Source organism: Streptomyces sp. NPDC041122, from assembly GCF_055592445.1.
Genome location: NZ_JBVIYQ010000007.1, coordinates 428327 through 447972 on the forward strand (window position 1 = coordinate 428327; position 19646 = coordinate 447972).

The window sequence follows — 19646 nt, forward strand, 5'->3', positions numbered from 1 at the left end:
CAGGGAGCCGAGCGAGAGCCCGCACCGGATGTGCACCGGGCGGCACGTACGGTTGATCCATGACGCCACTGCTGCACATCACCGAGCGGGCCCTGTGGGACGCGGCCCGGGAGTCGGGGACGTACGAGATGTCGACGCGCGGGAAGACGCTGAGCGAAGTGGGCTTCATCCACTGCTCGACGCCGGCCCAGCTGCGCGGCGTCGCCGAGTTCCTCTACGGCGACTACGACGGCCCCGACGACCTGGTGGTCCTCACCATCGACAGCGAACGCCTCACGGCTCCGCTGCGCTATGAGGCCGCCGAGCCCGGGGGTGCCGAATTCCCGCACATCTACGGCCCGTTGCCGGTGGACGCGGTGACGGAGGTGTCCCCGTGGCCGGCGGCGTGAACGGGCCGAAGGCCACGGTCTCGCGGAGGTCGTCGTCGCCCGTCTGCGCCGGGGACACTCCCGCGACGGCACTCTAGGGACCGCAGGAGGCCGACGCCTCCTCTCCCGAGGCCCGGTCCGCGAGGTAGTCGTGCAGCTGGGCCGCTCCCTCCAGCATCGCCCGCGCCCGCACGTGCAGTGCCCTCTCGCGCTGTGCGAGGGCCGTGCGGAGCGCGTCGACGCCGCCGCTGCGCCGCAGGTCGTCGAGGACCGGACGGATCTGCGGCAGCAGGTGGTGGCTCTGCCGGAGCAGGTGGACGATGCGGGCATCGCGGACATCGGCGGGCAAGTAAGAGCGGTAGTGCGTGCCCGGATCGCGTGACGGCGTCAGGAGCCCCGCGGCCTCCCAGACCCGCAGGGCCGACGTGCGCACGCCGAGGTGGGCGGCGACCTCACCGATGCGCAGCCGAGTGCGGGGCAGGGGCGGGGCGGACGGCCCGTCCTCCGCGACGGCCCGCAGCGCCTCCCCGGTCGCCCGCAGGGAGCCGCGCTGCCCGTGCAGCTCCGCATGGCCGGCGTCCAGTAGAGCGAGCGCCCCCGGCACGTCATCCGCGTGCACGGCCCGCATGACCTCCCGCGCCGCGCCCGGGCCGTACCCACGGGCCAGCGCCCGGTAGACGAGCAGGGCCTGCCGGTGCCCCGCGTCGAACCTGCGGTACCCGGCGGGGGAGCGTGGGGCGGGCGGCAGGATGCCCGCGTCGGCGTAGTTGCGGATCTGCTGCGGCGAGACACCGGCCGCGCGCGCCAGATCGACGGGCCGCAGCGCTCCGGCGCCGGACGCCGAGTCTCTGCCGCGCCCTTCGCGCGGGGCTCCCTTGCCCGCTCCTGAGCCCCGGGCGACCGTCCCCGGCCGTAGCCCCCTGCTCTGGCTGCTCATCAGTGACCTCCCGGCGGCGCTCTCCCGGCCGGTCGGCACCGGGCCTGCGTCTCGCCCCGGAATCCTACGAGCAGGGCCGCGGAGCCTCCGCGCGGCGAGCGCGCAACGTCCGTACCTTGTGGCGATCGCCGCAGTGTTCCATCGAGCACCAGCGGCGGCGGCCGGGGCGGGAGGTGTCGACGTGGATCAGGGCGCAGTTCTCGGCCGAGCACATCCGGATGCGGTGGACGAGCGGGTCGGTCAACAAGTCCACGGGGTCACGTACGACCGTGGCGAGCAGGCGGGTGCCGTCGGCGCCCGCCGCCCAGCCGCGCTCACCGCCCGGCGCGCTCGCGGGGATCAGTGGAGGGCGGGCGGCCGCCTCATTGACGACGCAGATGCCGGAGGGTTCGGTACGTGGAACCGCTGCGGGAGCGCATCGGGATGCCGGGGGGCCGGAGCCGAGGCGTGGGCGGGTCCGGGGGCTGCGGGGCGGGCACGGCAGACCGGGGCGGTTCCATGTGACCAACCTGAGAGGTTGCGTGCGCCGGCCCGGTGGCCGGGCCCGGGGCAGGCCACCGGAGCGGGGCGGTCCTAGACTCTCGGCATGGTCGACACCCTGCTGACGCAGCTCAGCGCCGGAAAGTACCTGCTGGTCAGCAGCTACCGGAAGGACGGCACCCCGGTTCCCACCCCGGTCTGGGTCGTCGGGGACGACGACGCGCTCGGGATCTGGACGCCCGGCGACTCATGGAAGGTGAAGCGGATCCGCCGCCGCGCGGACGTCACAGTCGGACCGTGCGACCGGCGGGGCAACCCCACCGGCGAGCAGGTGCCCGCCACCGCCGAGATCTGCGAACCGGACGTCACCGCCCGCTACCGCACCCTCATCCTGCACAAGTACGGGGTGCTCGGCTTCCTCACCCTCTTCGGCAGCCGCATCCGGCGCGGCCTGAACGGCACCGTCGGGATCCGCATCACCCTCACGCGCTGACGGCCGTCGCGGGCGCCGCTGTCTCGGCGCGGAAGGCGACCACCGTCTCGCGGGCGTGCCGCAGGCCCATCCGCCCGAAGTCGGCCTCCAGCTCTGCCAGTTCGGCGAGTGTCGCCCCCCTGTCCCGCCCGAGCCTCGCCCGGCACTTCGCCAGACCGAGCCGCGACAGCGCCGAGCCGCGCGGCTCGCGCATCGTGTCGAACTCCGCCAGCGCGACGCCGTACGTCTCCTCCGCCTGCGCGTAACGCCCGGCGCGGTAGAGGACGTTGCCACGCATCTTGTGGTTGTAGGCCAGCGCGCTCGTCAGGTTCATGGCGCGGCACACCACCTCGGCCTCGGACAGCAGCTCCAGCGCCCGCTCCGGCTCGCCGCGCAGTGACAGTACGTCGGCCACGCCCCGCAGCGACCAGGCGCGCCCACGCGCGTCGTCCGCGTCGGTGGAGATCCGTACCGACTCCTCGAACAGCTCCAGAGCCTTCGCGTGGTCGCCGCGGTTGCGGTGCATCTGCGCTATCCCGGTCATCGCCCAGACCATGTGCCGCGCCTCACCGTGCCGCCGCCCCTGCTCCAGCAACTCCTCGTGGAGCGCTGCGACGGCCGCGTAGTCCCCCTGGATGCGCCCCGTCTCCGCGAGGCCCGCGAGCGCGTACCCGTGCGCGAGCCGGTCGCCGCCCCTTCTGGCCAGCTCGACGGAGTGCGCGAGGAGGCGCCGGGCCAGGGGCAGCGCCCCGCACTGGCGCGCGAGGGTGCCGCCGCTCCACAGGGCCCAGGCCATCGCGCCCGCGTCCCCGGTGGTGCGGGCGCTGCGGTAACTCTGCCGCCACGCGGCGCCCGCGTCGTCGACCCGCCCGAGGCGCCTGTTCGCCTCGGCGAGCGCGAGGGCGGCACGCGCCCGCTCGGCGGGACCGTCCGCCCGGGCGAGCGCGCGCCGGGCCGTCGCGCGCACGTCCTCGTACGAGGAGTTGACGGTCAGCTCCGAGCCCAGTTCGCCCTGGTACTCCGGCGCGAATGCCTTGACGTCCATGGATCCGAGGCCTCTCGATCGGTGGCGATGTGACGTGATCAAGAAGCTACGAGCCGGGGTGGGGGCGGCGAATCCCTCCCGCTACGGGTCATCGCGTACGACTCGAGTGCTACACGGGCCGACCGTGATCAATCTCGGGACGTACGGGACGCCGGTACGCGGACGCCATCAGGAAGCGTTCTGCGCCTGCTGGTCGGGCTCCGACTGATGCTCGGGCTCCGGGTGCTGGGCGGACTCCGGCTGCTGGGCGGTCGCGGCCTGCTGTGCGGTGGCCGTCTGCAGGGCGCTGATGCACGCGCCGATGGCCTGCTGGAGGTCTTCGAGGCGGCGCACCATGTCGTCCTCGTAGATGTCGTCGATGTCCTCCACGTCGTCGAAGGTCAGCTCCTCGAAGACCTTCGTGGCCTTCTGCAGACTGCTGTAGAACTTCGCGCGCCGCTCCTGCACGCGCAGCTCGGGGTCGCTCTGCACGGTCTGCGCGACCATGTCCTTGACGGTGTCGTACGCCTCGCGTGCCCACTCGCCGGCCCCCTCGCCGGCGTCCAGCTCGTCGATGAGGGACAGGTGGCGCTCGGCCTCCTCGCGCAGCTCGGCCGGTGCGTCGATCATCTGCCCCGCGGGCGTCTTGACCTGGCCCTTCTCCACGATCTGGCGGACGTATCCGACCTGGTCGCCCGCCTTCGCCTCGGCCGCCACGGCCTTCTTGAGGTCGTCGGTGCGGACGATGTCGCGGACCAGCTCGGTGCGCAGGGCCGGGTCCTCGTCGAGGCGGTCCATCAGGGCCTTGCGGGCCGCTTCGGCGGTGCCGGGGTCGGCGAGGATGGCGGCGCGCAGCGCGGTGGGGTTCTCCGCGACCTCCAGGGCCTTGGTGGGGCGGATGCCCTCGGCCTCGGCCGCCTCGGAGATCGCCTCGCCGCGCTGGGTGAGGGCGCTGGAGCGGGCGGTGTAGTACGACAACCAGACGTCGGCATCGGGGAGTTCGACCTCCATGCCGGGGGAGAGCGCCTCGAAGTGCGGCACCATCCCGTCGTCGGCGGCCTTGTCCCAGGCCTTGTAGTAGCGCATGACGCGGTCGGCCGAGCAGCCGGCCAGCTCGGCGAACGCCTTGGCCGAGACCTTGGGCGTCTCGTCGGCGCCCTGCCCGCCGGGCCGCACGCTGCGGGCGACCTTGAGGCCGAAGGCCCAGCCGCCGGTGCGGGCGTAGACGCCGAAGTCACGGGCGTCCTCGGCGATCAGCTCCGCCGCGTCGGGCTCCGCGGACCACATGGCTTCCTCGGGGGCGGCGCCGGCCTCGGGGGCGGTGGCGTCCTCGGAGGGGGAGAAGGCTACGGTCACGGGGGCTCTCCTGGGTGTCACAGGCGTACGGAGGTTGACGCAATACCTTATCTCTCCTATTGGGATGTTTTGCGCGCGAGTTGGCGGGCTCCTGTGACGCCGCCCGGCCACCGCCCCAGGATGGCCGTCGTGCCGGGGCGGCCGCTCGCATAGGCTGCCCGGATGAGCATTCTGGATGACGCCCGCCCGGGCATGAACCCCGAGATCCGGCCGCAGGACGACCTCTTCGGCCACGTCAACGGCGTGTGGCTGGACACCGAGAAGATCCCCGAGGACCGCTCCAGCTGGGGCCCCTTCGTGCAGCTGGCCGACACCGCAGAGCAGCAGGTCAAGACGATCATCCAGGAGCTGGCGGCGCAGGCGGCGGCCGATCCCGGAGCGGCCTCCGAGGACGCGCGCAAGATCGCCGCCCTCTACGCCTCCTTCATGGACGAGGAGACGGTCGCCGCCCGTGGCCTGGCGCCCGCCCAGCCCCTGATCGACGAGGTCGCGGCGGTGCGGGACACCCGTGAGCTCGCCGCCTTCCTCGGCCGCTTCGAGCGCATCGGCGGCTCCGGCCTCTTCGGTTCGTACATCGACACGGACGACCGCGACTCCGACCGCTACCTCTTCAACATCCTCCAGGGCGGACTCGGCCTGCCCGACGAGTCGTACTACCGCGAGGAGAAGTTCGCCGAGATCCGCGAGAAGTACCTCGCCCACCTCACCGAGCTCCTCACCCTCGGCAAGCACGCGGACGCGGCGGGCGCCGCCCGGACCGTCCTCGCCCTGGAGACGAGGCTCGCCGAGGGACACTGGGAGCGGGCCGAGACCCGTGACGTGCAGAAGACCTACAACCTCACCACCCTCGACGAACTGGCCGCGCTGGCGCCGGAGTTCGACTGGCGCGCTTTCGTCGCCGGACTCGGCGGCTCGGACGCCGCCATCGCCGAGACCTGCGTCCGTCAGCCGTCCTACCTCGCCCACCTCTCCACGGTCCTCGCCGAGGTGCCGATGGAGCAGTGGCGGGACTGGGCGATGACCCGGGTGCTCCGCGCCTGCGCGCCGTACCTCTCCGACGAGTTCGTCCGGAACAACTTCGAGTTCTACGGCCGCACGCTGAACGGCACCCCGGAGCTGCGCGCCCGCTGGAAGCGCGCCGTCTCCCTCGTCGAGGGGGCCATGGGCGAGGCCGTCGGCAAGGAGTACGTCGCGCGGCACTTCCCGCCGTCCTCCAAGGCGATCATGGACGACCTCGTCGCCAACCTCCTCGAGGCCTACCGCCAGTCGATCGCCCGCCTGGACTGGATGACCGACGAGACCAAGGAGCGGGCGTACGAGAAGCTCGCCACGTTCCGTCCCAAGATCGGCTACCCGGACACCTTCCGCGACTACTCCGCGCTGGAGGTCTCGGCGGACGACCTGCTCGCCAACGCGCAGGCGGCCGCCGCGTTCGAGACCGACCGGCAGATCGCCAAGATCGGCGGGCCGGTCGACCGCGACGAGTGGTTCATGCTGCCGCAGACCGTCAACGCGTACTACAACCCGGGCACCAACGAGATCTGCTTCCCCGCGGGCATCCTGCAGAAGCCGTTCTTCTCGCCCGACGCCGACCCCGCGGAGAACTACGGCGGCATCGGCTCGGTCATCGGCCACGAGATCGGCCACGGCTTCGACGACCAGGGCGCGCAGTACGACGGCAAGGGCAACCTGAACGACTGGTGGACCGCCGCCGACAAGACCGCCTTCGAGGCGAAGTCGAAGGCGCTCGTCGAGCAGTACAACGGCTTCTCGCCGCGCAATCTCCCCGGCGAGTCCGTCAACGGCTCGCTGACCGTCGGCGAGAACATCGGCGACCTGGGCGGCCTGACCATCGGGCACACGGCGTACCTCATCTCGCTCGACGGTGCGCCGATGCCCGAGAGCGACGGCCTCACCGGCTCGCAGCGGCTCTTCATGAACTGGGCGTACTGCTGGCGCACCAAGCGCCGCACGGAGCAGGAGCAGCAGTACCTCACCATCGACCCGCACTCGCCGCCGGAGTTCCGCGCCAACATCGTGCGCAACCTCGACGAGTTCCACGAGGCGTTCGGCACGGCGAAGGGCGACGGGCTCTGGCTCGACCCCGCGGAGCGCGTCCGGATCTGGTGACGCACGCACGGTGATCCGGACGCGGTGGCGTCGCGGGGCCTCGTCCCGCGGCGCCACCGCGTCGTTCGAACCGAGTCGTTCAGAGGGTGAGAGCCGTCTGCGGACCCGCGACCGGGGCGAGGTCGTGACGGATGTACCACTCCATGGAGAACAGCCGCTCCCGTTCATGGCGGGGGAGAGCGGCGACGATCCCCGGCAGGGCTCCCCGCTCCACCTCGCTGCGGTGCGCCAGGACCGCGGCGACCTTCCGGTCCAGCCAGGCGCCGACGTCCACGGTCGCCGTGACCTGCTCGTCCGGCGTGCCGTACACCGCCTTGCGCGCGCCGGCCACGTCGCCGAGGGCCGCCACGGCCGATGCGGGGAACGTGGCCAGGTAGAGGGCGCTCGGCTGCCAGGGCTCGCCGGCCTCCGGGTAGAGCCGCCCGAGCCCGGCAGCCCGGGCGGCGAGCACGGTGACCCGGTGCGTGTGCACGTGGTCCGGGTGGCCGGTCGGCCCGCCGTACGCGTCATGGGTGACCACGATCCGCGGGCGGAACTCCCGGATGTGCGCCACCAGGCGTCCTACGGCCTCGTCGAGCGGCGCGTCGCACCATCGGGGCGCGCCGGGGGCCGACTCGGGGACGCGTGCGTCGGCGTAGCCGAGCAGCCGCGGACCGCCGGCGCCGAGGATGCGCAGCGCCTCGGCGAGCTCGGCCGCGCGGTGCGTTCCTTCGGCCCAGGTCGCCGTGGTGACGGCGGTGCGGGCGCCCGCGGCCGCGTGCCGGGCGAGCACGCCGCCGGCGGCCAGGGACTCGTCGTCGGGGTGGGCGAAGACCGCCAGCAGACTGGGCTCGGTGGGCATGGGCGAGGCTCCTCTCCGAAGGGAGTGCGCAGCATAGGCCGGTGCCGGTGCCGGTGCCGGTGCCGGTGCCGGTGCCGGGTCATGGCCGAGCTGGCGGACTTGGAGGACCCGAAGATCCGCCGGGTGAACGAGGGGCACGGCGACGCGCACGGGGTGAACCTCGGCAAGCTGCGCGCTCTCGTGAAGCGGCTGAAGACGCGGCACGAACGCGCCCGCGAGCTCTGGACGACCCAGATCGGGATCGAGCACCCCGGGCACCGCGACCGGGCGGTCGGCATCGGGGAGCGTCTCGGGGTGCTCAAGGATTACCCGACCCCCGCGAGCTGCACGTCTCCGTACGCGCCCACCTGGATCGCCGAGATGGTGCGCCGGCAGAAGACGACGTGACCGGCCCGCGCTGAACCAGCCGATTGACCTGATGTGCTCGTACAACCTGTCGATGTCGGTGTGTGTCTTGTCCATGCCGCATCTCTCGTACCGAAGAGCGCCACGACTTCGGTACGACCGCCGTCGGCGCACTCACCGACAGAGAAGGGTCCATGCACCACCGCCACCTGCACCGCACCGCCCCTGCCCTCGCCGTCGCTCTCGCGGCCGGCCTCTTCGTCTCCGTACCCGCCGCCCACGCAGCGCCCGCCGCCACCCCCGGTGGACAGAGCGACGTGAACGGAGACGGCTACGGCGACCTCGTCACCGCATCCGAAGCGACCGTGTCGGGCGTCGAGGGCGCCGGCGCGATCGTCGTGAACACCGGATCGTCCGGCGGGATCTCGGCCGATCGCGCCCGGATCGTCACGCAGAACTCGGCCGGCGTCCCCGGCGCCGCGGAGCAGCGCGACCTGTTCGGGTCGGCGCTCGCCACCGGTGACCTGAACGGTGACGGCTACACCGACGTGGTCGCCGGCACACCGCACGAGAAGGTCGGCGACGACGTGGACGGCGGGACCGTGACGGTCCTGTGGGGCTCGAAGTCCGGGGTGTCCGGCGGTACGACGCTGGCCGACCCGGCGCCGGCCGCCCACCACCTGTTCGGCAACCGGCTGGCCGTCGGCGACTTCGACGGCGACGGCAGCCCCGACCTGGCCGTCGGCACCGGCGGCAACGACGTGTGGATCCTCGACGGCATCACGAAGTCGGGCGCCCACGGGCAGCGGCAGCTGAAGACCGCCATCGTCGCGGACAGCTCCGAGTACTACCGCTCCCTGGCGGCCGGTGACTTCGACGGGGACGGCAAGGACGACCTCGTGGTCTCCGGCCGCTATGACGAGGACGGCAGCTACGACGGGGCCTCGCTCGTCTATCCGGGAGCAGCCGGCGCCCATACCGCCCTGCCGGACGAGGGGCACTCGGCGGCTGCCGGGGACTTCGACGGGGACGGCAGGGACGACCTGCTCCTCGGCTCGCCGGACGCCGACGCCGTCACCGCCTACCCGGGCGGCGCCGAGGGCCTGACGGCGTCCCACCGCCGCACCCTCACCCAGGACAGCCCGGGCGTGCCCGGCGTCACCGAGGACGGAGACGCCTTCGGCGAGGCCGTGGCGGCCGGCGACGTGGACGGCGACGGGCGCGCCGACGCGGCCGTGGGCGTCGAGTTCGAGACGGTCGGCTCGGTCGCCAACGCAGGTGAGGTCGTCGTCCTGCGCGGCTCCACCGACGGGCTGACCGGCACCGGCGCGCAGGTCGTGCACCAGGACAGTGAGGGCGTGCCGGGCGCGAACGAGGCCTACGACCGCTTCGGCTCCGCCCTGCGGCTCACCGACACCGACCGGGACGGACACGCCGACCTGGCCGCCGCCGCGCCCATGGAGAACACGGGCAACGGCGCACTGTGGAGCCTGCGCGGCTCCGCCTCCGGTGTGAGCTCCGCGCACGGCGTCAGCTTCTCGGCGGCGACCCTGGGCCTCTCCAAGGCCCCGTACACGTACTTCGGCCGGTCCATGCCGACCGGCGCGTACGGTTCCTGACGTCACCCGGCGGTGAACGAGAGGATCTCGCGGGTCACCGCCGCGGGGTTCTCCTCCGCCAGCCAGTGTCCCGACCCGGGGATCTCCACCGCCCGGACGACCCTGCGCAGCATCGGCGCCAGGGTCGGCCGGGTGGCGGCGAGCGAGCCCGTCGCGGTCAGCAGCAGCGTGGGGGTGTCCACGGGCGTGGCCGCGGAGTTGTCGCGCTCGTCCTGGTCCAGGGTGCGGTAGAGCTCGAATCCCGCGTGCCGGGCGTCCGGGCGGCCGTAGGTACGGAGGTACTCGTCGGTCTCCGCCCCGGTGAAGGGCGGCCGGGTCCGCGTACCGCCGAACGCGGAGCCGCCGTACGCGACTTGGGTGGAGAACGCGGTGAGGTAGGCGCGCATGTCGCCCCGGTCGTCGACGAGTTTCTCGGGCAGCGCGGGCTGGCTGTTGAAGGCCATGTGCCAGGAGAAGGTCCGGTACCGCGCGGCCGGAAGCGCGCCGCCCGGGAGCGGGTAGTCCATGTGCACATAGCGGTTCACCTCGCGGGGGAACTGCGCGACGTACTGCGCCCCGACACCGGCGCCGAGGTCGTGTGCCACCAGGTCGACGTCCCTGAGGCCGAGCCGGTCCCGCAGCAGCCCGTGGACGTAACGGGCGAGCGTCTTCTTGTCGAAGCCCGAGGGGCGTCCCTCGCTGTCGCCGAGGCCGGGAAGGTCGAGGGCGTACACGGTGTGCCGCTCGGCGAGCGCCGGCATGATCTTCCGCCACTCGTACCAGGTCTGCGGCCAGCCGTGCAGCAGGACCAGGGCAGGGCCCTTGCCGCCCGTCACGTAGTGCATGCGCACACCGCGCACCGTGGCGAACTTGTGCTTGAAGGTCGCGCCGAACTTCTTGTCGTGCCGGGTCGCGGCATCGTACGAGGCCGCCGCGTCGGCGGACTTCACTGCGGTCGCGGGAGGCGCCGCCACGGCGGCTTCGTCGACGGCGTTCCACCCGGCCGTCCCGCCGACGGTGAGAGTCAGGGCCAGGGCGCCTGCGCCGAGGGCCAGGCGGCGGCGGAGGAGGGGATGTTCCTTGCTTCGGTTCGGTGTCGTCGCTGTCATGGTGCGATCCTCGGGGGGAGCCTTGCGGAACAGCCCGGGTTTTTGCAGGGTTGCAAGAGGCAGGTGCGGACCGAGGTCGAGGGGGAGCGTCGGCAGTGACGGATGACCAGGTGGTCCTGCGGAACGTCGGGCCCAGGCTGCGCGGTTTCCGCCAGGCCCTCGGCCTCACCCTCGCCACCCTGGCGGAGCGGACCGGGCTCTCGCAGAGCACCCTCTCCCGCCTCGAACGCGGCCACATGCGCCCGACGCTGGAGCAACTCCTGCCGCTCGCACGCGCCTACGCCGTGCCGATCGACGAACTCGTCGCCGCGCCGGCCACCGGTGATCCGCGGGTCCACCTGCGTCCCTTCCGCAAGGACGGGCTGACGTTCGTGCCGCTGGGCGTCAGGACGGGCGGCATGCGAGCGTACAAGGTGATCTACCCGCCGCTGTCGAAACTCCCGCCGCCGCAGTTCCACGTGCACCCCGGCCGCGAGTGGTTCTACGTGCTGCACGGCACGGTCCAGCTCGTCCTGACCGACACCCGGACGGAACTCGCGGCGGGCGAGGCGGCGGAGTTCGACACCGAGACCCCGCACTGGATCGGCAACGCCCGCGACGACATCCCGGCCGAGACCATCGCCATCTACGGGCAGCAGGGCGAACGGGTGCATGTGACCGACGTCTGACACGAGGCTGCGACGGCGACGCGCCGCCGTCGCCGATCGTGCCGTGCTCAGGTGCGTTGACCTGGTCGGTTTGTGGCGTGGGGGCTTGAGGAGCCGGGCACGTTGATCGTTAACATGTGCCAGATGGGCGTAAACAAGCAGGAATCGGGCGATCAGGTCGAGGCGGCCGCGGCGCGGGTGCCCGGGGCGCGGCTCTCCGACGAGCAGGTGTCGGCGGCGCAGGTGGCCGAGGCCAAGGCACGGGCGGCGCGGCTGCTGCTCGCGTTCCGGCACGGGAACCAGGTCGCGTACGACGCCCTCGTCGCGGAGTTCGACACCGACGAGCCGGCCACCGATCTGATCTCGGCGCTGTGCTGGATCGCCAACGAGGGCGTGCGCAAGGCGTACTTGCCCGAGGCCGGTGACCGGGTGCTGCGGCACATGGTGCGCCGGGCCGACCTCGGCGACCGGTCCGTGCTCACCGAGGACGGCACGGGGCCGGACGCCGCCGGACTCCTGGAGGCCGTCGCGGCCGGGAACGTGGCGGAGGTCCAGGACATCGTGCGCAGAACCCCGGACACCACCTTCCTGCTGGGGAAGTTCGTGCTGGCCTTCGCGATGCTGCTGCCGGACATCCCCGCTCCCGTACTGCGCGAGGTCGTCGCGGAGCTGCGCGAGTCGTAACCGGGCGCCGTGCTCTCAGACCCCGCGCGCGGCCGTCGCGCCGCTCTCGTCGGGCACCGCGAGCGGGACCCCGAGCGGGCGGGCCAGACCCACGATCCCCTCGTCGAGCCGCTGCAGATGCCGCAGCACCCGGAAGGCCACCGAACCGGTGCGCAGCACCTCGTGACGGCCGCTGTCCAGCATCGAGGCGATGCTCGCACCCGACTCGATGGTGCCGTCGGCCTCCCCGTCGCGCACCCGCGCCGCGATCAGGTCGATGTTGTGCGTGATGCGCCGCCCGGCGAGCGCGAGCCGCGCGTCGGCCGCGACACTCTTGCTGGACGGCACCAACTCGGCCGTCGCCGCCAGCGAACGGGCGTGATACGCGCAGGTCTCCAGCAGCGCGACGATGTAACGGGCCGTCTGCCGCCGGGCCCGCAGCGGGGCGATCGGATGCGTCAGCGGCTTGGTGGACCTGCGCAGGTCGTCCAGGGCCGTGTCCAGGTCCCGCGCCAGGTCCACGAGGTCGATCGCGGGACCACCGCTGAGCTGGGAGACAGCCGCCGACACCACGTCGCGCAGCCGGGCGAGGACGGTGCCGAGCTCCTCGTCGGTCCGGTGCGAGGTGCGCACCGGAAGGACCACGACCGCCGCGATGATGCCGCAGGCCGCGCCGAGCGCCGTCTCCTCGACGCGCAGCACGAGGACGTCGAGGCTGTAGGTGTTGAGCAGGGTGTAGAGCAGGCCCAGCATCGCGGTGACGAAGAAGGACATCAGCGCGTACGACAGCGGCGCGGTGAAGAACATCCCGAAGACGCAGAGCAGCACGAGGGCGAACGCGGCCCACGTGTGGTTCCCGACGGCGCCGGCCAGCGCCACACCGGCCACCACGCCGAGCACCGTGCCGAGGAGACGGCGGTAGCCCTTGACCATGATCTCGCCGGTCGACGCGGTGTTGAGGAAGACCACCCAGCAGGTCAGAACCGCCCAGTACCACCGCTGCGTGGACAGGAACTCGCCGCCGACGATGGCCAGCGCCGAGCCGACCGAGACCTGCACGGCGGCCCTGGTGGTGGGGCGCCGCAGACCGGTGGGCTCCTCCTCGGCGGCCTCCGCCGCCTCACCGGAGATCGAGATCTCCTCCGCCTCGAACTCCTCGCGGGACCGGGCGGCCTCCGGGCTGTCGTACTCCTCGTCCTGCGCCCCGTCGACGGCCAGGCGCAGACCGGAGATGGCGCGGGCTGCCTCACCGACCGCGCGGAAGCAGTCCTGGATCGCCGGTGACCCCTGCGGCAGCCCCTGCTCCTCGCGGTAGCCGAGCAGCCGGTTGCGTACGTACGGCAGGGCCGTGCCGTGGTCGTCGGGGACCAGCCGGACCACCAGCAGGTGCAGCGCCCGGAGGTCGCGGCGCAGGGCCGTGCCGGCGTCCTGCCCGATCTGGGCGCGCCGCGGCATGGCGAGCGGGGCGCTCGGCAGGTGCAGGGTGAGGGTCTCCACGCGCTCCGCGCTGCGGGCGTTGAGCAGCAGGACGCCCAGACGTTCCGCGGCGATCTCGGCGTCGGCGACCCTGCGTTGCAGCAGCGCCGCAGCGGCCGCGTCCCGTGTGCCCTCTTCCAGGCGGCCCTGGATCATCAGCGCCGCCTCGTGCAGCCGGGCGGTGCTGCGCCGCAGGTCGTCCAGGACCTTTTCCTGGCCGTCGGAGGAGCCGGCGTCCGCGTCCAGGAGGTCGATCTGGTGGGCGATCAACTGCGCGAGGCTGGCCCGGAACGCCTCGCGCAGCCGCGCCAGGGTGCGCTCCGGCGTCTCCGGCACGACGGCGAACCGTACGACCGCGCTGCACGCGAAGGCCACGGTCAGCGTGAGGAAGAGCCCGGGCAGCTTGCCGGTGGTGGCGCTCACGAAGAGCGAGACGAAGTAGACCTGGAAGCCGATGAGACCGAGCGCCGTGCCCCGGTCGCCGAACCGGCGCGAGTAGACGGCGCCGAAGATCAGCAGGATGAAGAAGGCGTCCCCGGTCACCACCCGGTGGTTGAGCAACGCCCCCAGCGAGATCGCCGCGAGGGCCACCGGCAGACCGAGGGCCAGCGTGATCGCCTGCCCCCGCGTCTCCTTCTCCTGGATCGCGAACGTGGCCACCATCGCCGTCATCGCGCCCGCGACGAGATGGGTCACCGAGGTGCCGAGCAGCGCGAGCACGGCGAGCGCGAGAAGGATCGCCCCGACCGTGCGCAACCCCGCCATGAGCCGCAGCAGTCCGGGGTCGGATGCCGAGTAACGGTCCCAGATGCCCTTCGCCGTCCGTCGTGCCACTGCCATCGTGATGCCGTGCTCCCCGTCGTCGCTCTCGTCGTGCCTCCGGCGTGGCCCCAGCATCGCACGACGGCGTTCGGGGGGATCAAGCCTGGTCGGGAGGGCTGCGCAGGCGTGGGCCCGGCCATCGAGTAGGGTTTCCCTCCCGCCAGTGGAGGAGGCACCGTGTCGCCGATGGACCGTACGCCGCAGGGGAGTCGGGCATGACGGCGCGCGTGGCGGTCGGTGACACCGTCGAGGACTTCACACTGCCGGACGAGACCGGCACGCCCCGGCAACTCTCCGAACTCCTGGCCGACGGCCCCGTGGTGCTGTTCTTCTACCCGGCGGCCCTGACGTCCGGCTGCACGGCCGAGGCCTGTCACTTCCGAGACCTGGCCGCCGAGTTCGGCGCCGCGGGCGCCCGGCCGGTGGGGGTGAGCGGCGACGAGGTGGACAGGCAGCGCGAGTTCACGGAGCGGCACAGCCTCGGGTTCCCGCTGCTCTCGGACCCCGAGGGCGAGGTGCGCGGCCGGTTCGGAGTGACGCGCGGCTTCTCGCTCGCGCCCACCAAACGCGTCACCTTCGTCATCGGCCGGGACCGCGTCGTCGCCGAAGTGGTCCGCAGCGAGCTGCGCATGAGCGCGCACGCCGACCGTGCCCTGGCCGCCGTGCGGCGCCTCGGCGAGGGCTGAGCTACCGGGCCGTGGCGAGCCAGTCCTCGTAGCGAGTGGCCGCCACGCGCGCGTCCGGCCCGCCGACCAGGACGTCGCCGTCCACGGCGGCGAACATGCCCGCCTTCTCGTCGACGACCACCCGGCGATGGTCCTCGCGCGCCGCCAGCGTGACGCGGCCCAGCGCGTCGAGGGTGAAGGTGTCGGGGCCGACGACGTCGAGTGTGCCGTTCAGCGGAGCACCCGTCGTGACGTCGGCGAGGGCGGTGACCACGTCGGCCGTCGCGATGGGCCGGACCGGCGTGGCGGGCAGCCGGACGGTGCTGTCGTCGGAGGTCCAGGACATGACCGCGTCCATGAACTCGAAGAACTGCGTCGCGCGCACGATGGAGTACGGCGTGGGTCCCTGCTTGAGCAGGTCCTCCTGGAGCGTCTTCGCGCGGTAGTAGTCCAGCTGCGGCACCTGGTCGACGCCGACGATGGACAGCGCGACCTGATGACGGACGCCCGCCCGCTCGCCCGCGGCGAGCAGCTGCCCCACGGTGGTGCGGAAGAACTCCGGCGAGGCCTCGTCGAACGTGGGCGAGTTCGACACGTTGACGACCGTCTCCGCGCCGTCGAGCGCTTGGTCGAGCCCCGCGCCGGTGAGCAGGTCCACGCCGGTCGACAGGGAGGCGGGGGTCACCTCGTGGCCGGCCCCGCGGAGCGTGGTGACGAGCTGGGAGCCGATCAGCCCGGTGCCGCCGATGACCGTGATCTTCATGATGGGGCCCTTCCGTGAGCGTTTAAACTCGGATATCTGATGTCCGAGATAATACTCGGATATTGTGTGTCCGAGTTAATCGGGAGGGCGCATGAAACTGTCCGGCGGTATCGAGTGGGCGCTGCATTGCTGCGTGGTGCTGACGGCGGCGACCGAGCCGGTCCCGGCTGCCCGCCTGGCGGAGCTGCACGACGTGTCGCCCAGCTACCTGGCCAAACAGATGCAGGCGCTCTCCCGGGCGGGGCTCGTGGAGTCGATCCAGGGCAAGACGGGCGGATACGTGCTGACCAGGGCCGCCGCCGAGATCACCGTCCTGGACGTGGTCCAGGCGGTCGACGGGGCGAGCCCGGCGTTCACCTGCACGGAGATCCGTCAGCGCGGCCCGTTCGGCACGCCTCCCGAGGACTGCACGCGGCAGTGCCCCATCGCCCGCACGATGGGTGCCGCCGACGCCGCCTGGCGGGCGTCCCTGCGGGGGGTCACCATCGCCGACCTGGTGGGATCGGTACGACGGGACAGCGGGCCCGAGGCCCTGCCCCGCATCGGAGCGTGGCTGAACACGGGGGGTGCGCCCGAGGAGGGCGGCGGCCAGGGGTAGGGGGGCTGCCCTGTGAGGGCGTCAGTTTTCGTTCTCGCGCAGGAAGGTGTCGAGCCGGTCGGCGAAGCCCGGTGCCGCGGCGACGAAGTGCCCGGCGCCCGGGTGCACCGTGCGTTCGCCGCCCAGCGCGATCGCCAAGGCGTCACACATCCGCTCGTGCGCGGCCGCGTGGTCTCCCGACGCGACGAGCACCGGGACGCGGGCCTGGCGGATGCGGTCGAGCGGCGGACGCGCCTCGCCGGGCAGCCGGGCGCCCTGCGCCCGACGGACGCCCGCGGCGACCTCCTTCGGGAGCGGGCCGTCGTCGACGGGGGCGCCCGCGAGGCGGAGGAACTCGCGCAACTCGGCGGGGTCGGTCTGAAGTCCGTGGGTGAGGACCGCGTCGCCGATGCGCTTCAGCCGCGCCACCTCGGGATCGTCCGGTACGAGGGAGGCGAGCGGAGGCTCGATCAGGGTGAGAGAGCGCACGCCACCCGGGGCGTCCGCGACCGCGGCCAGCGTCCCGAGGGTGCCGTAGGAGTGGGCGACGACGTGCGGCCGGCCGGCGAGCAGCGGCGCCAGGTCCAGGGCGTCCACCTCGAAGTCCTGCCCCGCACACGGCGCGGGACTCGGCGGATAGCCGCGCCGATGGACGTACGCCAGCGTCCATCGCCCGGCCAGTCCGGACAGTCCGCCCCACGTCCTCCGCGGGCCGGCGCCCCCGTGCACGAGCAGGACCTCGGGCCCCGAGCCGACGCGCACCACCGCGATCTCGTCCATCGGGCGAGCGTAGCGGCGCGCGGCGCGCGAGTCCCGCCGTTGCCGCAGGGTTCGGTGCGGTCCGCGGTGGGTGAAGGGTGGGCGTCGTGAGCCGTGTCTCACCTGCCCGGCGCGACTTGTCTATGCAACTAGTTGCATAGAAGGATTCGGGCATGGCGCTTGAGCACGCGATCCTCGTCTCCCTGCTGGAGCAGCCGGGTTCCGGATACGAGCTGGCCCGGCGGTTCGACCGGTCCATCGGCTATTTCTGGGCCGCCACGCACCAGCAGATCTACCGCGTCCTCAAGCGCATGGAGGGTGACGGCTGGGTCGACGCCCGCGCGGTGGCGCAGCAGGACCGGCCGGACAAGAAGGAGTACTCGGTGGCCGCCCTCGGGCGGACGGTGCTCTCGCGGTGGCTGCAGGAGCCGATCGAACCCGAGAGCGTCCGGCACGAGCTCGCCGTGAAGATCCGCGGTGCCGCCTTCGACGACCCGGCCTCGCTCATCCACGAGGTGGAGCGGCACCGCCAGGCACACGCCGACCGGCTCGCCCACTATCTCGCGGGGGAGCGGCGCGACTTCACCGGACCCGAGGCCCCGGCCCCGAAGGCGCCGGACGCCGGACGGGAGCTCCAGCACGTCGTGCTGCGCGGCGGCATCGCGTACGAACGCATGACGCTCGACTGGCTCGACGACGTGCTCGCCACCCTCCGCCGACTCGGCGCCGAACGCTGAACCGGCCCACCCTCAGCGCCTCGCTCCGCACCCCCGGTCAGCCTCCGTCCCTCACCCCTCCCTCCCGACACCCCACCTCCGAAAGGCAGATGAGCATGGCCGACGCGCTGCTGTTCAACCCGCACACCTACGACCCGAAGCACTTCGACGCGGAGACCCGCAGGCTGCTGCGCGCGACCGTCGACTGGTTCGAGGCGCGCGGCAAGCGCAAGCTGATCGAGGACTACCGCACCCGCGCCTGGCTCGCGGACTTCCTCGCGTTTTCCGCCGAGGAGGGGCTCTTCGCGACCTTCCTCACCCCGGCCACCGCTGCGGGGGAGGGGCAGGGCGACAAGCGCTGGGACACCGCACGGATCGCCGCGCTCAACGAGATCTTCGGCTTCTACGGCCTCGACTACTGGTACGCCTGGCAGGTCACCATCCTCGGCCTCGGCCCCGTCTGGCAGAGCGACAACGAGGCCGCCCGCGCCCGCGCGGCCGAACTCCTGGACCAGGGCGAGGTGTTCGCGTTCGGCCTGTCGGAGAAGGCCCACGGCGCCGACATCTACTCCACCGACATGCTCCTGGAGCCGGACGGCGACGGCGGCTTCCGGGCGACCGGCTCCAAGTACTACATCGGCAACGGCAACGCCGCGGGCCTCGTCTCCGTGTTCGGCCGCCGCACCGACGTCGAGGGCCCCGACGGCTACGTCTTCTTCGCCGCCGACAGCCGCCACGACGCCTACCACCTCGTCAAGAACGTCGTCGACTCGTCCAAGTACGTCAGCGAGTTCCGCCTGGAGGACTACCCGGTCGGCCCCGACGACGTCCTGCACACCGGCCGTGCCGCCTTCGACGCCGCGCTGAACACCGTGAACGTCGGCAAGTTCAACCTCTGCACCGCCTCCATCGGCATCTGCGAGCACGCGATGTACGAGGCCGTCACCCACGCCACGGGCCGCATCCTCTACGGGCGCCCCGTCACCGCCTTCCCGCACGTGCGCCGTGAGCTCACCGACGCCTATGTGCGCCTCGTCGGGATGAAGCTCTTCAGTGACCGCGCCGTCGACTACTTCCGCTCCGCGGGCCCCGACGACCGGCGCTACCTCCTCTTCAACCCCATGACGAAGATGAAGGTGACCACCGAGGGCGAGAAGGTCATCGACCTGATGTGGGACGTCATCGCCGCCAAGGGCTTCGAGAAGGACAACTACTTCGCGCAGGCCGCCGTCGAGATCCGCGGCCTGCCGAAGCTGGAGGGCACGGTCCACGTCAACCTCGCGCTGATCCTGAAGTTCATGGGCAACCACCTGCTGAACCCGGCGGAGTACGCGACGGTGCCGACCCGCCTCGACGCGGCCGACGACACCTTCCTCTTCGAGCAGGGCCCGGCCCGCGGCCTGGGCGCCATCCGCTTCCACGACTGGCGCACCGCCTTCGACGCGTACACCGAGCTGCCCAACGTCGCTCGCTTCCGCGAACAGGCGGACGCCCTCTGTGAGTTCGTCACCACGGCCGCGCCCGACGAGAAGCAGAGCCGCGACCTCGACCTGCTCCTCGCCGTCGGCCAGCTGTTCGCCCTGGTGGTGCACGGCCAGCTGATCCTGGAGCAGGCCCGCCTCACCGACCTGCCGCAGGACGTGCTCGACGAGCTCTTCGCCGTCCTGGTACGGGACTTCTCCGCGCACGCCGTCGAGCTGCACGGGAAGGACTCCGCCACGGAGCAGCAGCAGGCCTGGGCGCTGGGCGCGGTACGCCGCCCGGTCGTCGACGACGCCCGCTTCGCGCGCGTGTGGGAGCGGGTCGAGGCGCTGGCGGGGACGTACGAGATGGCGCCGTAACGCCGCGGGCAGGAACGCCGGTTGATCGTGGTGTCCTCCCGCTTCCCAGCGGGAGAC

Annotated in this window: 19 protein-coding genes and 1 pseudogene; 11 read left to right on the forward strand and 9 right to left on the reverse strand. The window is 72.4% G+C overall.

Going from position 1 to position 19646, the window contains the following annotated elements:
* Positions 1–59 precede the first annotated feature (59 nt).
* Positions 60–389 carry a DUF952 domain-containing protein gene (locus tag ACZ6B8_RS26240; protein WP_471070972.1) on the forward strand — a complete coding sequence of 110 codons (330 nt, stop codon included), beginning with the start codon at positions 60–62 and terminating at the stop codon, positions 387–389.
* 73 nt (positions 390–462) lie between these two features.
* Here ACZ6B8_RS26240 and ACZ6B8_RS26245 read toward each other — a convergent pair whose 3' ends face one another.
* Together ACZ6B8_RS26245 and ACZ6B8_RS26250 are read right to left on the reverse strand one after the other, a co-directional pair.
* Positions 463–1305 (reverse strand): TioE family transcriptional regulator, encoded by an 843-nt coding sequence (locus ACZ6B8_RS26245; protein ID WP_471608855.1) that lies wholly within the window; start codon positions 1303–1305, stop codon positions 463–465.
* Between the two features lie 64 nt (positions 1306–1369).
* Positions 1370–1693: pseudogene (locus tag ACZ6B8_RS26250) on the reverse strand (CGNR zinc finger domain-containing protein); the annotation flags it as partial.
* Between the two features lie 198 nt (positions 1694–1891).
* On the opposite strand from ACZ6B8_RS26250, the gene ACZ6B8_RS26255 reads away from it, so the two are divergent.
* A complete protein-coding gene (locus ACZ6B8_RS26255; protein ID WP_471070969.1) occupies positions 1892–2278 on the forward strand; it encodes a PPOX class F420-dependent oxidoreductase in 387 nt (128 codons plus the stop codon).
* Here ACZ6B8_RS26255 and ACZ6B8_RS26260 read toward each other — a convergent pair.
* Positions 2268–3302 carry a tetratricopeptide repeat protein gene (locus tag ACZ6B8_RS26260; protein WP_471608856.1) on the reverse strand — a complete coding sequence of 345 codons (1035 nt, stop codon included), beginning with the start codon at positions 3300–3302 and terminating at the stop codon, positions 2268–2270. The two genes, ACZ6B8_RS26255 and ACZ6B8_RS26260, sit on opposite strands and share 11 nt — an antisense overlap.
* Before the next feature lie 168 nt (positions 3303–3470).
* The gene (locus ACZ6B8_RS26265; protein ID WP_471608857.1) at positions 3471–4637 is read right to left on the reverse strand and encodes a hypothetical protein; all 1167 of its coding nucleotides are present in this window, start codon (positions 4635–4637) and stop codon (positions 3471–3473) included.
* Between the two features lie 162 nt (positions 4638–4799).
* Between ACZ6B8_RS26265 and ACZ6B8_RS26270 the strand changes: the two genes are divergently transcribed.
* Positions 4800–6767 (forward strand): M13 family metallopeptidase, encoded by a 1968-nt coding sequence (locus ACZ6B8_RS26270; RefSeq protein WP_471070961.1) that lies wholly within the window; start codon positions 4800–4802, stop codon positions 6765–6767.
* 79 nt (positions 6768–6846) lie between these two features.
* Here the strand turns inward: ACZ6B8_RS26270 and ACZ6B8_RS26275 are convergent, their stop codons facing one another.
* A complete protein-coding gene (locus tag ACZ6B8_RS26275; protein ID WP_471608858.1) occupies positions 6847–7608 on the reverse strand; it encodes a PIG-L family deacetylase in 762 nt (253 codons plus the stop codon).
* 81 nt (positions 7609–7689) lie between these two features.
* Between ACZ6B8_RS26275 and ACZ6B8_RS26280 the strand changes: the two genes are divergently transcribed.
* Both ACZ6B8_RS26280 and ACZ6B8_RS26285 read left to right on the forward strand, forming a co-directional pair.
* The gene (locus ACZ6B8_RS26280) at positions 7690–7995 is read left to right on the forward strand and encodes a hypothetical protein (RefSeq protein WP_471608859.1); all 306 of its coding nucleotides are present in this window, start codon (positions 7690–7692) and stop codon (positions 7993–7995) included.
* A gap of 152 nt (positions 7996–8147) precedes the next feature.
* Positions 8148–9572: an FG-GAP and VCBS repeat-containing protein gene (locus ACZ6B8_RS26285; RefSeq protein ID WP_471608860.1), complete on the forward strand. Its 1425-nt coding sequence runs from the start codon at positions 8148–8150 to the stop codon at positions 9570–9572.
* 2 nt (positions 9573–9574) lie between these two features.
* Here ACZ6B8_RS26285 and ACZ6B8_RS26290 read toward each other — a convergent pair whose 3' ends face one another.
* Complete coding sequence (locus ACZ6B8_RS26290; RefSeq protein ID WP_471608861.1) at positions 9575–10660, reverse strand: alpha/beta fold hydrolase; 1086 nt, start codon at positions 10658–10660, stop codon at positions 9575–9577.
* 95 nt (positions 10661–10755) lie between these two features.
* On the opposite strand from ACZ6B8_RS26290, the gene ACZ6B8_RS26295 reads away from it, so the two are divergent.
* Together ACZ6B8_RS26295 and ACZ6B8_RS26300 are read left to right on the forward strand one after the other, a co-directional pair.
* On the forward strand, positions 10756–11328 hold the full coding sequence (locus ACZ6B8_RS26295; protein ID WP_471070949.1) for a helix-turn-helix domain-containing protein: 573 nt from the start codon (positions 10756–10758) through the stop codon (positions 11326–11328).
* A gap of 123 nt (positions 11329–11451) precedes the next feature.
* Positions 11452–11991 (forward strand): hypothetical protein, encoded by a 540-nt coding sequence (locus ACZ6B8_RS26300; RefSeq protein ID WP_471608862.1) that lies wholly within the window; start codon positions 11452–11454, stop codon positions 11989–11991.
* 15 nt (positions 11992–12006) lie between these two features.
* Here the strand turns inward: ACZ6B8_RS26300 and ACZ6B8_RS26305 are convergent, their stop codons facing one another.
* On the reverse strand, positions 12007–14286 hold the full coding sequence (locus ACZ6B8_RS26305) for an FUSC family protein (RefSeq protein WP_471608863.1): 2280 nt from the start codon (positions 14284–14286) through the stop codon (positions 12007–12009).
* 197 nt (positions 14287–14483) lie between these two features.
* Here ACZ6B8_RS26305 and ACZ6B8_RS26310 point away from each other — a divergent pair, with 197 nt between their 5' ends.
* Entirely contained in the window at positions 14484–14954 is a 471-nt protein-coding gene (locus ACZ6B8_RS26310) for a peroxiredoxin (RefSeq protein ID WP_471070940.1), read from the forward strand.
* A gap of 1 nt (position 14955) precedes the next feature.
* On the opposite strand, the gene ACZ6B8_RS26315 is transcribed toward ACZ6B8_RS26310, so the two are convergent.
* On the reverse strand, positions 14956–15696 hold the full coding sequence (locus ACZ6B8_RS26315; RefSeq protein WP_471070937.1) for an SDR family oxidoreductase: 741 nt from the start codon (positions 15694–15696) through the stop codon (positions 14956–14958).
* Between the two features lie 91 nt (positions 15697–15787).
* Here ACZ6B8_RS26315 and ACZ6B8_RS26320 point away from each other — a divergent pair, with 91 nt between their 5' ends.
* The gene (locus tag ACZ6B8_RS26320; RefSeq protein ID WP_471608864.1) at positions 15788–16294 is read left to right on the forward strand and encodes an RrF2 family transcriptional regulator; all 507 of its coding nucleotides are present in this window, start codon (positions 15788–15790) and stop codon (positions 16292–16294) included.
* Positions 16295–16315: 21 nt separating this feature from the next.
* Here ACZ6B8_RS26320 and ACZ6B8_RS26325 read toward each other — a convergent pair whose 3' ends face one another.
* The gene (locus ACZ6B8_RS26325; RefSeq protein ID WP_471070931.1) at positions 16316–17053 is read right to left on the reverse strand and encodes an alpha/beta fold hydrolase; all 738 of its coding nucleotides are present in this window, start codon (positions 17051–17053) and stop codon (positions 16316–16318) included.
* 152 nt (positions 17054–17205) lie between these two features.
* On the opposite strand from ACZ6B8_RS26325, the gene ACZ6B8_RS26330 reads away from it, so the two are divergent.
* Positions 17206–17769: a PadR family transcriptional regulator gene (locus tag ACZ6B8_RS26330; protein ID WP_471608865.1), complete on the forward strand. Its 564-nt coding sequence runs from the start codon at positions 17206–17208 to the stop codon at positions 17767–17769.
* A 95-nt stretch (positions 17770–17864) separates the two neighbouring features.
* On the forward strand, positions 17865–19589 hold the full coding sequence (locus ACZ6B8_RS26335) for an acyl-CoA dehydrogenase family protein (protein WP_471608928.1): 1725 nt from the start codon (positions 17865–17867) through the stop codon (positions 19587–19589).
* Positions 19590–19646 lie beyond the last annotated feature (57 nt).

What these genes read in the sequence shown, in the direction of transcription:
- ACZ6B8_RS26240 (WP_471070972.1), top strand. Translation starts at nt 60, where the DNA reads ATGACGCCACTGCTGCACATCACCGAGCGGGCCCTGTGGGACGCGGCC.
- ACZ6B8_RS26245 (WP_471608855.1), bottom strand. Translation starts at nt 1,305, where the DNA reads ATGAGCAGCCAGAGCAGGGGGCTACGGCCGGGGACGGTCGCCCGGGGC.
- ACZ6B8_RS26255 (WP_471070969.1), top strand. Translation starts at nt 1,892, where the DNA reads ATGGTCGACACCCTGCTGACGCAGCTCAGCGCCGGAAAGTACCTGCTG.
- ACZ6B8_RS26260 (WP_471608856.1), bottom strand. Translation starts at nt 3,302, where the DNA reads ATGGACGTCAAGGCATTCGCGCCGGAGTACCAGGGCGAACTGGGCTCG.
- ACZ6B8_RS26270 (WP_471070961.1), top strand. Translation starts at nt 4,800, where the DNA reads ATGAGCATTCTGGATGACGCCCGCCCGGGCATGAACCCCGAGATCCGG.
- ACZ6B8_RS26275 (WP_471608858.1), bottom strand. Translation starts at nt 7,608, where the DNA reads ATGCCCACCGAGCCCAGTCTGCTGGCGGTCTTCGCCCACCCCGACGAC.
- ACZ6B8_RS26280 (WP_471608859.1), top strand. Translation starts at nt 7,690, where the DNA reads ATGGCCGAGCTGGCGGACTTGGAGGACCCGAAGATCCGCCGGGTGAAC.
- ACZ6B8_RS26285 (WP_471608860.1), top strand. Translation starts at nt 8,148, where the DNA reads ATGCACCACCGCCACCTGCACCGCACCGCCCCTGCCCTCGCCGTCGCT.
- ACZ6B8_RS26290 (WP_471608861.1), bottom strand. Translation starts at nt 10,660, where the DNA reads ATGACAGCGACGACACCGAACCGAAGCAAGGAACATCCCCTCCTCCGC.
- ACZ6B8_RS26300 (WP_471608862.1), top strand. Translation starts at nt 11,452, where the DNA reads ATGGGCGTAAACAAGCAGGAATCGGGCGATCAGGTCGAGGCGGCCGCG.
- ACZ6B8_RS26305 (WP_471608863.1), bottom strand. Translation starts at nt 14,286, where the DNA reads ATGGCAGTGGCACGACGGACGGCGAAGGGCATCTGGGACCGTTACTCG.
- ACZ6B8_RS26310 (WP_471070940.1), top strand. Translation starts at nt 14,484, where the DNA reads ATGACGGCGCGCGTGGCGGTCGGTGACACCGTCGAGGACTTCACACTG.
- ACZ6B8_RS26315 (WP_471070937.1), bottom strand. Translation starts at nt 15,696, where the DNA reads ATGAAGATCACGGTCATCGGCGGCACCGGGCTGATCGGCTCCCAGCTC.
- ACZ6B8_RS26320 (WP_471608864.1), top strand. Translation starts at nt 15,788, where the DNA reads ATGAAACTGTCCGGCGGTATCGAGTGGGCGCTGCATTGCTGCGTGGTG.
- ACZ6B8_RS26325 (WP_471070931.1), bottom strand. Translation starts at nt 17,053, where the DNA reads ATGGACGAGATCGCGGTGGTGCGCGTCGGCTCGGGGCCCGAGGTCCTG.
- ACZ6B8_RS26330 (WP_471608865.1), top strand. Translation starts at nt 17,206, where the DNA reads ATGGCGCTTGAGCACGCGATCCTCGTCTCCCTGCTGGAGCAGCCGGGT.
- ACZ6B8_RS26335 (WP_471608928.1), top strand. Translation starts at nt 17,865, where the DNA reads ATGGCCGACGCGCTGCTGTTCAACCCGCACACCTACGACCCGAAGCAC.